The 14,491-nt window shown below is 71.1% G+C and carries 13 protein-coding genes; 5 read left to right on the top strand and 8 right to left on the bottom strand.

Features of this window, described 5'->3' with window-relative positions:
- Positions 1 to 66 precede the first annotated feature (66 nt).
- From ACGFIS_RS29500 to ACGFIS_RS29510, 3 genes are all read left to right on the top strand, one after another.
- Complete coding sequence (locus ACGFIS_RS29500) at positions 67 to 2,229, top strand: hypothetical protein (RefSeq protein WP_392973261.1); 2,163 nt, start codon at positions 67 to 69, stop codon at positions 2,227 to 2,229.
- 625 nt (positions 2,230 to 2,854) lie between these two features.
- On the top strand, positions 2,855 to 3,589 hold the full coding sequence (locus ACGFIS_RS29505) for a S1 family peptidase (RefSeq protein ID WP_392973263.1): 735 nt from the start codon (positions 2,855 to 2,857) through the stop codon (positions 3,587 to 3,589).
- 98 nt (positions 3,590 to 3,687) lie between these two features.
- A complete protein-coding gene (locus ACGFIS_RS29510; protein ID WP_392973265.1) occupies positions 3,688 to 4,254 on the top strand; it encodes a snapalysin family zinc-dependent metalloprotease in 567 nt (188 codons plus the stop codon).
- An 83-nt stretch (positions 4,255 to 4,337) separates the two neighbouring features.
- Here the strand turns inward: ACGFIS_RS29510 and ACGFIS_RS29515 are convergent, their stop codons facing one another.
- Positions 4,338 to 5,735: an MFS transporter gene (locus tag ACGFIS_RS29515; RefSeq protein WP_392973267.1), complete on the bottom strand. Its 1,398-nt coding sequence runs from the start codon at positions 5,733 to 5,735 to the stop codon at positions 4,338 to 4,340.
- Between the two features lie 193 nt (positions 5,736 to 5,928).
- Here ACGFIS_RS29515 and ACGFIS_RS29520 point away from each other — a divergent pair, with 193 nt between their 5' ends.
- Entirely contained in the window at positions 5,929 to 6,225 is a 297-nt protein-coding gene (locus ACGFIS_RS29520; protein WP_392906455.1) for a hypothetical protein, read from the top strand.
- Between the two features lie 105 nt (positions 6,226 to 6,330).
- On the opposite strand, the gene ACGFIS_RS29525 is transcribed toward ACGFIS_RS29520, so the two are convergent.
- The 3 genes from ACGFIS_RS29525 to ACGFIS_RS29535 form a co-directional block, all read right to left on the bottom strand.
- Positions 6,331 to 7,422 (bottom strand): hypothetical protein, encoded by a 1,092-nt coding sequence (locus tag ACGFIS_RS29525; RefSeq protein ID WP_392906456.1) that lies wholly within the window; start codon positions 7,420 to 7,422, stop codon positions 6,331 to 6,333.
- Positions 7,423 to 7,612: 190 nt separating this feature from the next.
- Complete coding sequence (locus ACGFIS_RS29530) at positions 7,613 to 7,807, bottom strand: DUF397 domain-containing protein (RefSeq protein ID WP_392906458.1); 195 nt, start codon at positions 7,805 to 7,807, stop codon at positions 7,613 to 7,615.
- Positions 7,804 to 8,619 carry a helix-turn-helix domain-containing protein gene (locus ACGFIS_RS29535; RefSeq protein WP_392906460.1) on the bottom strand — a complete coding sequence of 272 codons (816 nt, stop codon included), beginning with the start codon at positions 8,617 to 8,619 and terminating at the stop codon, positions 7,804 to 7,806. The genes ACGFIS_RS29530 and ACGFIS_RS29535 overlap by 4 nt, the downstream gene beginning before the upstream one ends.
- Before the next feature lie 180 nt (positions 8,620 to 8,799).
- Here ACGFIS_RS29535 and ACGFIS_RS29540 point away from each other — a divergent pair, with 180 nt between their 5' ends.
- Entirely contained in the window at positions 8,800 to 9,150 is a 351-nt protein-coding gene (locus ACGFIS_RS29540) for an ATP-binding protein (RefSeq protein WP_392906461.1), read from the top strand.
- 31 nt (positions 9,151 to 9,181) lie between these two features.
- Here ACGFIS_RS29540 and ACGFIS_RS29545 read toward each other — a convergent pair whose 3' ends face one another.
- The 4 genes from ACGFIS_RS29545 to ACGFIS_RS29560 all read right to left on the bottom strand — a co-directional run bounded on the left by ACGFIS_RS29545 (position 9,182) and on the right by ACGFIS_RS29560 (position 14,444).
- Complete coding sequence (locus tag ACGFIS_RS29545) at positions 9,182 to 9,628, bottom strand: hypothetical protein (RefSeq protein WP_392906463.1); 447 nt, start codon at positions 9,626 to 9,628, stop codon at positions 9,182 to 9,184.
- Between the two features lie 51 nt (positions 9,629 to 9,679).
- Entirely contained in the window at positions 9,680 to 10,918 is a 1,239-nt protein-coding gene (locus tag ACGFIS_RS29550) for a PHB depolymerase family esterase (RefSeq protein WP_392906464.1), read from the bottom strand.
- Positions 10,919 to 11,069: 151 nt separating this feature from the next.
- Positions 11,070 to 11,417 carry a VOC family protein gene (locus ACGFIS_RS29555; RefSeq protein WP_392906466.1) on the bottom strand — a complete coding sequence of 116 codons (348 nt, stop codon included), beginning with the start codon at positions 11,415 to 11,417 and terminating at the stop codon, positions 11,070 to 11,072.
- A gap of 129 nt (positions 11,418 to 11,546) precedes the next feature.
- Complete coding sequence (locus ACGFIS_RS29560; RefSeq protein ID WP_392906467.1) at positions 11,547 to 14,444, bottom strand: ATP-binding protein; 2,898 nt, start codon at positions 14,442 to 14,444, stop codon at positions 11,547 to 11,549.
- Positions 14,445 to 14,491: the final 47 nt, after the last annotated feature.

A 14,491-nucleotide genomic window follows, 5' to 3' on the forward strand; every position in this document is an offset into this window, starting at 1 on the left:
ATCTGCTCGTGATCATGCCGAATTAACCGTGTGCGTGGGTTCGGGGTGCGCTGCCACCATGGCGCAGTGAACATCTGGCTTGCGGAACTGATCGTCCGGCACACGCACCGCATCCCCGCGCCCGAGGGACCCCTCGGGGACGGGGCGGCGGCGGCGCGGCGTTTCGACGCGGCGCTGATGTCGGCCGGGTTCAAGCTGTCGCGGGACGTCATGGCGGCGCTGTCGGGCCTGTCGGAGGAGACCGTTCTCAAGGTCGCGGGACGGACGCTGCCGGTCGTCCGGGAGATGGCGGGCGACCACGTCCGGCACAACGTGTACTTCCGGGACTTCCCGCGCAACGTGCCCGACACCATGGACTTCTGGGTGGGCCTCCTGCGTGAGACGCTCCTCGACCCGGCGGCCGCGCCCGCGGCGATGGCGTCGCTGCAGGGCGGCACCCTGAACCTGCTCACGCTCGTCGGCTACGGCACCTACCGGCACGACTACGAGGAGATGCTCGAAGCGCACGACGAGCTGATCGCCGGCGCCGGCGACCGGGTGACGGTGCTGCACCTGGGACGCGGCCTCGCCGAGGAGGGCGAGCGGCTGTATCTGCGGCTCGCCGGCAGCGTCACGCCGCTCGACGAGGACGACCTCGGTGCACTGGGCAGGCTGGCCGGGCACTACGCGGACGGCCCGCACCCGGAGCGGATCCCGGTGCGGGAGAACCGGGCGGTCATCAACCAGGTGCGCCTGGCGGTCGGCGCGGATCTCCTCGTCGACACGATCACCGACGTCCTGCGCCTGGCGTGCGCGCTGTCGGACGGCGACGTGACCCTTCAGGAGCCGACGCGGTTCGTGTCGATGCCGCGTCCGATGCGGCGGTCGCTGCTCGCCGCCCTCGACGCCGTGGTGGGCGCCGAGCCCGGCAAGCTCGGGGACGTCGCCGCCCGGCGCGAGGCGTGGAAGCGGCTCGGTGAGCGGCTCCACCCGCACGAGTACCCGAGGTGGGCGCGGGCGGCGGACGTGTTCGCGGTCGCGCGCGGCGAGAAGAACGCGCCGTCGTTCGCGGCGCGGATCGAGGCGCGGCTCGCGTCCGGGGACGTGGCCGGCGCCGCGAACGTGGCGAAGGGCGCGCCCGGGATGCTGTTCCGGTCGCTGGACCGGCTGCTGCGCATGGCGCCGGACTCGCAGGACGCCGTCCTGGATGCGGCGGAATCGGTTGCGGGACGAGTGTCCGGCCGGGTTCTGCTGTCGGTGCGGGAGCATCTGCTCAACCGCGCCGCCACGACCGAGCGGACGCGGGTGCGCCTGTTCGCCAACCGTCTCGGCCGCGGCGCGACGGCACCCGACACGCGGGCGCCCCTCGACCCGGAGACCGTGGCGCGGCTCTCGGCGTTCCTGGACGAGGAGATCCGCGGGCGACTCCCGTCCGCCGGGCATCTGGTCGTCGACCCCGACGCGCTCGACGTCGCGCTGCCGCTCAGCGGGAAGGGGGCCGGAAACGGCCTCGGTGTCCTTCCCCGCGGTTCGGTGTCGCCCATCAGCGGTGAGCTGCTGCGGTTCTTCGTGTATTGGCGGCAGCGTAAGCGCAGGACCGACTTCGACCTTTCGGTGCTCCTGCTCGACGAAGACTATGGCGACCCGGAATGGCTGGCGTTCACGAACCTCAAGACCGACGGCGGAGAGCATTCCGGCGACATCACCGATGCCCCGGAGGGCGCATCGGAATTCATCAACCTCTCCCTGGGGCGCATCACCTCGCGGTTCGTCGTTCCGCAGGTGGACATCTATTCCGGTGAGGGGTTCGACGAGGTCGAGGAGTCGTTCTTCGGGTTCATGCTGCGCGACGGCGAGCAGAAGGGCCAACCGTTCGAGGCACGCACCGTCCGCATGAAGTCCGAGCTGCGCGGGCCCGGCCGGGTCGCGCTGCCGATGGTGTTCATGCGCGGGGACGACGGCCGGTGGCGCGCCAAGTGGCTGCACCTGCACCTCAAGGGCGTGCTGGAGTTCAACCAGGTGGAGGCCAACCATGTGACGACCTCGAACCTGGTCCGCGGCATCGTGGAGCGCCGGTTCATCACCGTCGGCCATCTGACGGACCTCATCGACGCCGAGAAGACGAGCCTCTGGGACGGGAACGCCCCGGACGGTCCCGTCACCTACATCGGCCTGGAGCGTCCCGAGGGCCTCCACGAGGACTCGCGGGTCTTCACCCTGGAAAATCTCGGTGACCTGATCCCGGCCTAGCTGCTACCGTTGTTCCCGCGAGGCCATGAGGGGGCTTCCTTCTCATCATTTTCAGATATCCAGCCCTTTCGCTCTCCTCGCACTTCGCTTGACGGGCGCGCCCATCCGGGTGGCGCCCGTTCTGCTGTTGCTCCACTTATTCCTCGGACAGGACCCGGTATCCCGCGACCTCGTTCGGCAGCCGCGGTTCCCGGGCCTGAATCGAGGCGATCATGCCTCTCTGCATCCGTTCATCGCCTCGGGGAAGGCGCTCGCGTCGTCGCCGAGCGCCGGGTCCGCCATGGACGTCTGGACGTTCTCCGGACGCTCTCCGGACGCTCTCCGGACGCTCTCCGGACGCTCTCCGGCCGGTCTCCGGACGGTCGCGGGTCGCCACGCCCGCCGCCCTAGCCCGCGGCGCCGCCGCACACCCACCCCAATACGGGTCACGAGCGGATGTGAACGGGCGGGTTGAAAAACTGCCGTCCTTTCAGTGCGGGCGGGAGAGCGGTAGAAGGTTCGCAGGTGGCGCCCGCTCTCCGCATGGAAAGTCTTCTATTGCGGCGGCGCACCCGGTGTCCGGCAATGGCGATTTTGGCAGTTCTGGTCAATAGTCGGTGGAGCCTCGTGAAAGGACCCCCCGCTCATGAAGAAACGCAGACTGCTGGTCGCGATACCGGCCGCCTTCGTGGCGCTGTCCGGTACGTCGATCGCCTACGCCGATCCCACCCCGCCGCCCACCCCGAAGATCGTGGGCGGCGTGCCCGCGTCGCAGGTCTACTCGTTCATGGCGTCGCTGCAGAGCTCGTCCGGACGGCACAGCTGCGGCGGTTCGCTCGTCGGCGCGAGCTGGGTCGTGACCGCCTCGCACTGCGGCACGCCCTACCAGGTCAGGATCGGCACCACCCGGTACAACTCCGGTGGTGAGGTCCGCCGGGTCGCGGGCCGGCAGGTGATCGGCGGCGACGTCGCCCTGCTCCGGCTGGCCTCCCCCGCGTCGTCCGCGCCGGTGCCCATCGCCACCAGCGCGCCGGTCGGCTCGTCGACCCGGCTGCTCGGCTGGGGGCAGACCTGCCCGCAGCGGGGTTGCGGCCCCGCGCCCGTCGGCCTGCGCCAGCTCGACACCCGGATCCTCTCGGACTCGCAGTGCTGGGGCATCGAGAACGCGGAGCTGTGCATCGAGGGCGGCGGCGGCCGCGGCGCCTGCTACGGCGACTCCGGCGGCCCCGCGATCGTCGGCTCTTCGGGCAGGTGGCAGCTGGTCGGCGCGACCAGCCGCGGCACCGCGTCGCAGTGCGCCGTCTCCCCCGCCATCTACGGCGACGTCACCGCCTACCGCTCCCGCATCCTGCAGATCATCGGCGGCGGCGTGCGCGCCTGACCGGCCTGTGGACCGGCCCCGTTGAACGTGCCCTCCGCCGGAGCGCGGTGCCCGGCGGAGGGTGCCCCCACCCCGCTCCCACCACCACGAGGAATCCCATGGTCATCAGAAACCTGCTGAGGGTCTGCGCCGCTCTGCTGCTCGGCCTGGCCTTCCTGGCCGGGACGGGCGCGCCCGCCTCGGCCACGCCCGCCTCCGACACGTCCAGCGCCGTCCGCACCGTCCGGTACGACGCCAGCCGCGCCGCGGAGTTCCGGGCGGCGGTCGACGAAGGCGCGCGGATCTGGAACGAGCGCGTCAGCAATGTCCAGCTCGTCCCCGGATCCCCGGCCGACGTGATCGTCCTCGCCGACGACGGCTGGCCCCGCGCCCGGGTCACGGGCCTTGGCCGCGGCACCATCTGGATGGGCCGCCAGGCCGTCTGGGACGGCCACTACACGGTCCGGATCGCGTCCCACGAACTGGGCCACATCCTCGGCCTGCCCGACCGGCGCACCGGCCGCTGCACGGACCTGATGTCCGGGGCCAGCGCCGGGACGTCCTGCCGCAACCCCAACCCGAACGCGGCCGAGATCGCCGAGGTCGAGGACAACTTCCGGTACGGCCGCACGCGCGTCGCACCCGGAATCACCCTCACCGAGGCCCCCGCCCCCGCCGCTCGCTGACCCGCCACGCCCCGGGCGCCCGCTCTCTCCGGCGGGCGCCCGGTCGGCGTTTCGCCGGTGCCGCCGGGTGGGCGCCCGGTTCCTCAGGCGCGGCGTCGCGGCAGGAACGGGACGAGCGCCGTCGCTGCGGCGGTGATGAGCGCGGCGACGAGGAAGGCCGTCGCGTAGCCGTCCACCGGTTCCGGCCCGGACGCGGCCGCCGCCGCGCCGAGGACGGTCAGCCCGATCGCGCCGCCGATCGTGCGGGACGTGTTGACGACGCCCGCCACCGCACCCGCCTCGTCTTTGGACGCACCCGCGGTGGACGCCTCCACCAGGGGCGTCATCAGCAGCCCGAAGCCGAGCGCCATGGTCACGCCCGGCCCGAGAACGGAGCCGAGGAACGTGCCGCCCGCGTCCAGCACGACGCTCTGCCACGCGAACCCGGCCGCCGCCAGCAGCCCGCCGGCGCCCGCCAGGAGCCGCGCGTCCATGCGTTCCATGAGCATCGGGGCGAGCCTCGACCCGAGGATGATGCCCAGCGTGTGCGGCAGGAACGACAACCCGGTGCGCACCGCGCTGTACTGCAGGACGTTCTGCATGTAAAGCGACAGGAAGTACCAGAGCGCGAACCCGCCCATCATGATGACCAGGGTGGTGAGGTTGCCGACCGCGACGCTGCGCAGCTGGAACAGCCGCAGCCGGACGAGCGGATGCGGCGCCCGCGCCTCGACGGCGACGAACGCCGCCAGCAGCGCGAGCCCGCCGGCCAGCGGAACCAACGACGTCCACCCGTCGGCCTCGATCCGCCCGATGCCGAACGCCAGCAGCCCCACCCCGCCGGTGACGAGCACGGCCCCCGGCAGGTCGAGGCGGGCTCGGCGGCCGCCGTCGCGCTCGTCCCGCAGCCACCGCGCCGCGATCACCGCCACGACCGCGCCGACCGGCACGTTGATCAGGAAGACCCAGCGCCAGCTCAGATAGTCGGTCAGCAGCCCGCCGACCAGCCCGCCCGTGGCGCCCCCGGCGGTACCGACGGCCGTCCACATGGCGATCGCCTTCGTCCACGCCGGCCCGGCGGGGAAGGTGGCGGTGACCAGCGAAAGCGTGACGGGCGCGAGGATCGCCGCCCCCAAGCCCTGCACGGCCCGCGCACCGATCAGCATGCTCCCGCCCTGCGCGAACCCACCGGCGAGGCTGGCCACGGTGAACAGGCCGAGCCCTACAAGGAAGACGCGCTTGCGTCCGAACAGATCGGCGGCTCGTCCGCCCAGCAGCAGAAAGCCGGCGAACGTCAGCGAATAGGCGTTGACGACCCATTGCAGGCCGGTGGCGCCGAACCCGAGACCGGTCCGCAGTTCGGGCATTGCGACGTTGACAACCGAAATGTCCAGGACGACAAGGAACTGCCCCACGGACGCCGCCAGCAGCGCGGCCCAGCCGGGGGTGGACGAACGCGCCGGCGCCTTCCCGGCGGCTTTGGGCTCATAGGTCGCTGTCATGATCTCCATACTGGCCCGCACACCCGCTCCCCCACGTCGGCCCCCGGTCCCGATGCCCCAGGTCCGATCGACCTAGGACCATCGGTCATTCGGGCACCCGGTCCTGAACCGTGTGGTGATGGTTTACCGTGAGCACCTGGCTTCGGGTGGTCACCAGCCTCGCCCGAGCATGCGGACCGCAGGAGGAAGGGCCATGAAGCACACCCTGCTGTGGGCTGTCCCCCTGGGCATTCTGCTGGTCGTGCTCGCAGAGTGGGCTTTGCTGGCGAACCCTGGAGGACGGCTCGTCGGGCTGGTCCTGCTTTCTGTACTGCTGGGATTCATCGGCGTGTTCGCGCTGGCGCCGGTCACCCTCGCGGCCGGCGCTACGAGCCGTGCCGCGATCTCTTGCCGTCGGGGCACGGAGGAGGACGACGCCGACCGGCGACGCAGAATCGCCGCGACGATGCGCGCCTACGAAGCCGCCCTGGAGAAGCACGCGAGCACCTGATCCGCCCTCCGGGCTCGACCACGGCGACCTCATAGACACCGCCGACCCGGCGCACCGGCGAAAACCGCCCGCATCCGCCGCCCGCAGACGGAGAGCCCCGCCAAATCACATGGATGACCGGCGACCGAACCTCTGCGCCGCGTTGCTCTGCGGTGGCGGGTCTTCGGAGAAGGGCTCGACCGACAAGAACCACTCATGGTCCTTCTCGGACGCCTCAAGGATCAGGTATCCCGGCCGTGGCAGCCGCATCGCGCGCCGTCCGTCATGTGTGCCCCAACCATCCCCGGATCCCTCCGGCATGCCGGCAGGCCAGCGAGGCGTGCGGCAGCGGCAGTCCCCGCCCCGAAGGCACCCGCACTCGAACTCCACGCTCCAGGCCCCTTCCGATCTGGCCTGCACGGTCAACAACGCCGGGCCGCCGTCGTAGAACAGCACCTCGTCACCGCCCCCGCCGCGCCACTCCGAGCCGAGAAGCGGCGCAGCGGACATCGGCCTGATGCGCACCGACCAGCGCTGCGCCTCTTCGACGCATTCGATCCGCAAATGGGTCGGTTTGGGCCCCAGAATGACACGGCCGTGGTAGGCGCCCTCATAGTTGATCACCAGTTCGGACCCGGTGTCGGTCTCGTCCTCGGTACGGACGACGGGACTGACACACAGGTCACCCCCGCAGGTCACCTCGACGATGGCCGGGCGGCCGGGTTCCGGGCGGTCGATGAGTACTTCGACGGTGCCCCCGCCGGCGCCGAGAGTCAGGAACCGCTCTCCGGTCGCGTTCTCCGGCACACCGGGAGGCTCCGAGCGACTACGGTCGGCCTCCAGCGGCGGGAGCGCATCGATCGGCACCGGACGTTCGGCCCGCCGGGCGGCCAACCTGATCAGTGCCGCGCGACCGTCGCGCAGCGCCACCAGCGCGACCTGCTCGTGCTCCGCGGCCGCAGCGCGGTCATAGGCGAGCAAGGCGGTGCTGTAGTCCTCCGTTGCCCCAGGATCAGCCTCAATCTCCTCCGGGGTGACGGTCAGGGTCTGCAGCTCTTCCCCGAACGCCGTGACCGATTCCTGCAGCGGAGCGGGGAGCACCGCGCGAGCGGTGGCAGCCGGGGGCCTTCGACGCCTGACGAGCCCGAACGCGGCGACACCGCAGCCCGCGACGAAGGCGACCACGGCCACCAGCACATTATTCAACATGATCGACATCGTCACAGATGAACCGGTCCACACCAACACGAGCCTTCTGTGGCTGCACCATCGCGGATGCCGTTATCCAGGTTGCCGTGTCCTGGCCCTGGCCCACCGCTATCTGGCACGACCAACGCACCGGCCGACCGCTCCGCAGTGATGCGGCAGGACGCCGGACCGAGGGTGAGGGTGAGGCCGGACGGGACGGTCAGCGGGTCGAGTGCCGCCTGACCTGCTCGATCAAACCCGCGAACTGCGCAACGGACAAGGTGAGGTGCCCCCCGTCCGGGTCCTTGCTGTCCCGCACCCCAATCCCGGCCCCTGGCGCAAGTCGTCCCAGCTCAACGCAGTGCTCGTCGTCCGCTCCGCCGCTGTGCGTGCTCTTGCGCCATTGCACGATCATTCGTAGCTCTCCAAGTACCGCTTGATGATCTCGCGAGAAGCCTCCAAGGAGGCCGCCTTCGCGCCGATACGATCGAACTTAACCGACAATTCGCGTACCTCGCCAGGCGTTTCGATCAAGCGGCCACCGTTCTGGGCACCCGAATAGGCGATGTCGCGGCTCTCCAGGCTGAGGATCTGGAGCGACCCGTCAACGCCCAAGTGAGCGCCCGATTTGAACGGGACGATACGTAGGCTGACCTGCGGGAGGTCAGCCATGGCGAGCAGGTGCTCCAACTGCTCCTTGTGCACCTCCGGGCGGCCGACCTCACGCGCCAGCACGCTCTCATCGAGCGTTGCCCACATCTCGACCTCAGTTCCCCGCTCGAAGAAGGACTTCTTCCGAGCAACACGCCTCTCCATCGCAGCCTCGAAATCCTTTGGGGTACCGGACTGGACGTAGGACCAGGTGTATTCGTCGGTCTGGAGGGCGAGCGGGATGACCTGACCGTGGTAGGTCTTGATCAGGGTTGCCTCCCGCTCGTACTTGACGAGCTGCTTTCCCCAGTTGGGGTCGTGCGCCATCCGGGCAAACCAGAGCAAGAGCTGAAATAGCAGACCCGTCTCGAAGTGTCGGTCGAGCGCCCGAACATGGTCGTCCTGCAGGCGCCGCCGTCCCGCTTCGAAGTTGGATACAGTCCCCCGTGTTACTCCCATGATCTCCCCGCACTGGGTCAGCGATAGACCCATCTTCTCCCGCCAAAACCGCAGGTAGAAGGCCAAGAAGTACCACATAGAGATCTTGGGGTCGAGTGGATCCCGGACGATCGGCATTCGCGTCCTCCCTGTATTCATCTTCGGCGGCTACAGGCAAAACATAGAACGTTCAGGTGATCCTTGCCGCAGGAAATCGGAATCTCGGGCAAGGACAGGACGATGACGATGACGGCGACCGAAGAGTCGACCATGTCCCTTATGGGCACGCCTGCCGCAGTAGGACTCGCACGCACTTATGTGGATACGCGAATCCGCAAATGGGACTATTTCCACATTCTCGACAGCGCGCTTCTCGTCGTCTCAGAACTCGTGACCAACGCGGCCCGCCAGACGCCGCGCGAGGAGATCCGGCTCCAGCTCAGCCGGGACGCCTACGGGATCATCATCGCCGTCTGGGACAAGGACCACGAGTTGCCCAAGGCCAAGCCGCTGACCGAACTCACCCTCGAAGACCTCGACCTCTCCGAGGAGGCGTTCGACGACAACGGCGGCTGGGGTCTCCATATCGTCCAAGCCCTGTCCGCCAAGTGCGGAGTCACCGCTGACCCGGCCGGCGGCAAGTGGATCTGGGCGCGAATACACCCGTAGCGGCCTTCGCGCCCGCTGCCACGAGCCGAGGTCAGCGGAGTTGCTCGTAGGCGGCGTAGGCGGCGGCGCCGTAGACCAGGTGCGGGACGATGTCGGAGACCCAGCTTGAGGCGGACCACTCGCGTGGATCCGTGATGCCCAACGCGGTCATCGGGACGTTCGACCCGAGCAGGGCGAGCGTCCCGAGGGCGAGGACGCCGACCGGCCAGGAGGTGCGGCGGCGGGTCGCCGCCCCGTAGCAGAGGGCCGCCGCGATGCCCGTCCCGTAGCCCATCAGGGCGCCCAGGCCCTGCCTGCGGTTCTCCGCCTGCTCTTCCTCGCCAAGGCTGATGTGCGCTTCGTCCGCCAGCTTCTGGATGGTGTCCTCCGGTGTGCTGCTGCCCCCGCGCGCCCGGACGGCCATGTCGAGATAGGTGGTCGCGTTGAGCGCGGTGGTCCCCGCGGCTCCGGCGATCAGTCCCTTGATGAGAGTGCCCATGTGGCCACCGCTACCCCGATTCGGGGTCACCACCTCTCGGGGCACGCATGTTCATGAGGCGGCCGTGCAGTCGGTGCCGTTCAGGGTGAAGGCGGTCGGTTCGCCGGTATTGCCGGTGTGGGTGGCTTGCAGGCCGATCCCGACGGAGCCGCCGGCCGGGATGGAGGCGTTGTAGGACACGTTGGTCGCCTCGACCGTCCCGCTGGTGGGCCGGTAGGTCGCGCCCCAGCCCGAGGTGATCGTCTGGCCGGCGGGCAGGGTGAAGGCGAGCGTCCAGCCGTTGACCGGGGTGGTGCCCGCGTTGGTGATGGTGATGCTCGCGACCAGGCCCGTGTTCCAGGCGTTGACCGTGTAGGCGACGCGGCAGGGCGAATCGCCGGGCGTCGGGGTCGTGCCGCCTTCATCGAGTCCGAAGAACTCGATGGTGTGCTGCGCCATGCCCGTCGTCATGAGGTTGTGGCCGACGCCCTGGAGGGAATACGCCTCGACCTTGTCGCCGTAGCGGGTGCGGGTCCAGCCCTGCTGCGGCTGGTCGGTGGAGGTCGGTGTCGTGGACAGGCCGTGGACGTTGGTCCACTGGTCGATCTCTTCCCCGAAGTTCGGGTAGCGCAGGGTGTCGTCCGCGGTGCCGTGCCACAACTGCACCCGTGGCCGGGGGCCGGTGTAACCGGGGTAGGCGGAGCGGGCGATGTCGCCCCACTCCTGCGGCGTCTTCAGGACGGTGCCGTTGGCGCAGGCGCTGTTCCATCCGGAGCCGTCGGTGGTGGCGAAGCAACCGTCGGGAACACCCGCGAACGCGGCGCCGGCGGCGAACACGTCGGGGTAGTCGGCGAGCATCACGTTGGTCATCATCGCGCCGGACGAGACACCGGTGACGAACACCTTGGACGTGTCGCCGCCGTACCGCTGGAGGACGTGGTCGACCATCGACTTCAGACCGACCGGATCGCTGCCGCCCCCGCGCCTGAGCGCCTGCGGGGAGGAGACGTCGAAGCAGTTGCCGCTGCGGGTGGCGGACGGGTAGATCACGATGAACCCGTGCCGGTCGGCGAGCCGCGCGAACTCCGTCCCCGAGTACATCGCCGGCCCCGATCCCGTGCACCAGTGCACCGCCAGCAGAACCGGCGGCGTCTCCTGGACCTGGTCGGGGACGTACAGGTGCATCCGGAGACCGCTCGGGTTGTCACCGAAATCGGTGACCTCGGTCAGCGCCGCCGCGGACGCCCCGGGGCCGACCAGCACGGCGAGCATTGTGACGGCGGCGGCCACCAGTGCACCCAGCGTCCTCACGAGATCACACCCTCCTCGTTGCGAGCCGCGCTCACCCGTGCGAGTCGCCGCAGCTGTGAAGATCACTCTGCGGTGGATCGCGCACGCCGGACAAGGAGCCTTTCACCCGTTTCACACACCCGTGGGCGGCCGGGCCGGGCGGGGGCCGAGGTCAGCGGTGGCCCAGCACGTTGACCACCCGGCCGTTGGGGTCGCGGACGAAGAACCGGCGCACTCCCCACTCCTCGTCCTGCAGGGGATGCACGATCTCCGCACCGCTGTCCCGGATGGCCGCATGGGCCGCGTCCACATCGTCCACCTCGACGCTCATGTCGGGGACGACCGGTGCGGTCATGTCGTCGGTGAAGAAGCTGACCTGCGCCGTCGGGTTGGACGGGGAAGCGAGCGTCATGACCCAGCCGAGGTTCATGACCTCCTCGAAGCCCAGCAGCTCATAGAATTCCCGGCTCTCCTGCACGGCCTTCGACTGGACGTTGGGCACGACACGACGAACGGTCATCGACGACTCCAATGGAAATAGACGTGTCGGTGAGCCTCGCTCACCTCAGCGGCCCAGCATCGTCCAGGGCCGCGTCCACGTCTTGTACGGATGGGAACTCCGCGCGGCGTTGCGTCGCGGCGAGGTCACTCAGAGGGCCAGGTGGTCGGCTATCGCCCGGGCTCGCTCGGCCAGTTGGGAGTTCGGGATGTCGCGGGACAGGGCGGCGATTCCGGCGACGGTCTCTTCGCCCAGGCGGGCGTGGAGGATCTTCTCCAGGGCGGCGTACCGGGCGACGTCGGTTCCCGCGGCCGGTGGGGCGGTGTCCGCCGCGTCGGCACCGGTCAGGAGCAGGGCCGCCTCGTGCGGGCGGTCGCGGGCCGCGAGGAGCTCGGCGAAGATGCGCATGGTCGTCCACAGCTGGGGCCATGCGCCGGCGCGGCGTGTGCCGTCCAGCAGCGGGGCGACGAGTTCGAGCGCCTCGCCGTGGCGGCCCCTTCGCACCAGGGCGGCCAGCCGCGCGACCCGGGCCACCTGGCCGACGTGGGCCGCGCCGACCAGGTCGGCCTTCCCGGCCGCGGCGGCGAGCAACTCGGTCTTGCGGTCGCCCGTCTCGGCCTCGCCGAGTGCGTACAGCGCGAACGCGTGGACGGCCGTGGACCCGGCGGTCTCGGCACCCAGCACCCCTAGTTCCGCCTCCCGGCGCGCCTCCGGGAGGTCACCGCGGTAGCAGGCCGTGAGGGACAGCGAGGCGTGCGCCGACGCCCTGTATGCGGGGGCGATGTCGACCATGTCCGTGATCGTCCGCCACCAGCGGGCGGACTCGTCGTGGTCCCCGCGGTACATGGCGGCGATGCCCAGTGCGAGGTGGGCGAGATAGCGCTCGCGGGGGGTCGTCGCCCATGTGAGCGCCGTCGTCGCCAGTTCCCGTCCGCGGACGGTATCGCCCGCGTTGGTCACTGCGCAGGCGCCCGCCGCGACGCCCAGTGCCGAATCCGGGCCCGGGTCCGCTGCGCACCGCTCCGCCAGCTCGGCCGTCAGGTCGACGGTCTCCGTGCCGGGCTGCCAGTGCTGGCACAGTTGGACGGCCGCGGCGAGCCGCGCCGCGTCGGGCGTCTCCCCCGACTCGACGGCCCAGCGCAGTGCCTGCTCGATGTCGGCGCGGCGGCGCCGGAGCCGGGCGAACGCCTCGACGCTGCCCGGCCCGGCGCAGTCGGCGGCCGCCTGTTCCGTCCACCGGCACACCCAGCGCAGGTAGGCGCGCCTGGCGGCCGCCTCCTCGCCGGTGTCGCGGAGCCGGGCGGCGGCGAACGCGCGGACGACGGCGAGCATCCGGTAGTGCACGGCCTGCCCCGCCGGGTGGGTGGCGAGCAGGGAGGACTCGACGAGCGCGCTAAGGGGCCCGGCCACCGGCCGGTCCCGGGGCCACCTCGGGCAGGCGGCGGTGAGGCCCTCGACCGCCTCGGGGTCGAAGTCGGCGGGGAAGACCGCCAGGAGCGCGAGCAGTTCGCGCTGGGCCGGCGGGAGCAGGCGGTAGGACCAGTCGATCACGGCGTGCAGGTTTCCGGGACCGTGGTCGTCGAGGAGGGTGAGGTCCTCGGCGAGGCGGTCCCGGACCGGTTCGAGACCGAGGACGGCGATGCGGGACGCGGCGAGTTCCAGCGCGAGCGGCAACCCGTCCAGGCGGCGGCAGATCTCGGCGACCACGGCCACGTTGTCGCCCGTCACGCCGAAGGACGACCGCAGCCGCCTGATCCGGTCGGTGAGGACGCGGACGCTCGCCGCCAGGTCCATGCGGTCCGGGCCGGTGCGGGCGTCGGGGGTCGGCAGCGGTTCGAGGGCCAGCAGCCGTTCGGACGGCGTGCCCAGCCGGTGCCGGCTCGTCGCCAGCACCCGCGCGGACGGGCACCGCGTCACCACGGCCCCCGCCAGCGCCGCCGCCTCGGCCAGAACGTGCTCGCAGTTGTCGAGGACGAGCACGCCGGGCGAGACGCGCAGATGCTCGACGATGGCCGCGCGGGCCGATCCGGCGGGACGGTCCAGCCCCAGCGCCTCCGCCGCCGCGGCATCGACCCTGTCACCGGGCAGGGGGGCGAGCTGGACGACGGTGACCGGTGTCCCGAGGCGCTCGGCGAGGGCCGGTAGGGCCTCGGCGACCGTCCTGGTCTTGCCGACCCCGCCGGCGCCCGTGACGGTGACCAGGCGGCAGGCCGCGACGGCGTCCACCAGCTCCGCCATCGTGGCGTCCCTGCCCACGAACGCCGTCGAGGTGTCCACCCACGCGGGCGTGTCCGGGGCCGCCGCGTGCCGCCGGGACGGGCGGGCGAGGTCGTGGGCGAGGATCCGCGACTCCAGCTCGCGCAACGCCGGGGACGGGTCGAGGCCCAGCTCACCGGTCAGCCGGGCCCGGTACTCGCGGAACCGGGCGAGCGCGCCGGTGTGGTCGCCCATGTCGTAGAGCGCGGTGAGCAGCAGCTCCACGGCCTGCTCCCGGAACGGCTGCTCGGCGAGGAGGCTTTCGAGGCGGGTGGCGGCGGCGCGCGGATCGCCACCGGCCAGGGCGGCGGACGCCCTCGCCTCCATCGCGTCCCAGCGCATCCGGTCGAGGGACTGCGCCTCGAACTCGGCGAAACCGCGGTCCGCGAACTCCGCGTAGGCGGGGCCGCGCCAGAGCGCGAGCGCATCGTCCAAGAGGCGGGCCGCGTCCTGCGGGGTCTGCTCGGCGTGGCGCGACAGGGACTCGAACCGGTGGGCGTCGACCGCCGCCGGCGGGACGGCGAGGGTGTACCCGGCCGCGCCGGCGCGGATCACGCCCTCCCCGAGGACGGTGCGCAGCCGCGACAGGACGGTGCGCAGCGCGGACCTGGGGTCGGCGGGCAGCTCGTCCGCCCAGGCGGCCTCCACCAGCGCGTCGGCGGCGACCGGCCGTCCCACCTGGACCAGGAGGCGGGCCAGGACCGCACGGCGGCGCCCGGACGGCACGTCCACCGGCGTGCCGTCCCGCCGGACCTCCAGCGGCCCGAGGACGCCGAAGCGCAGGTCGACCATGTGATCCATCTTCGTTGAAGCGGTCGTGAATGTCCCGTGAAACGGGC

Origin of the sequence: Spirillospora sp. NPDC048824 (assembly GCF_043198455.1) — a bacterium.
GTDB lineage: Bacteria > Actinomycetota > Actinomycetes > Streptosporangiales > Streptosporangiaceae > Spirillospora.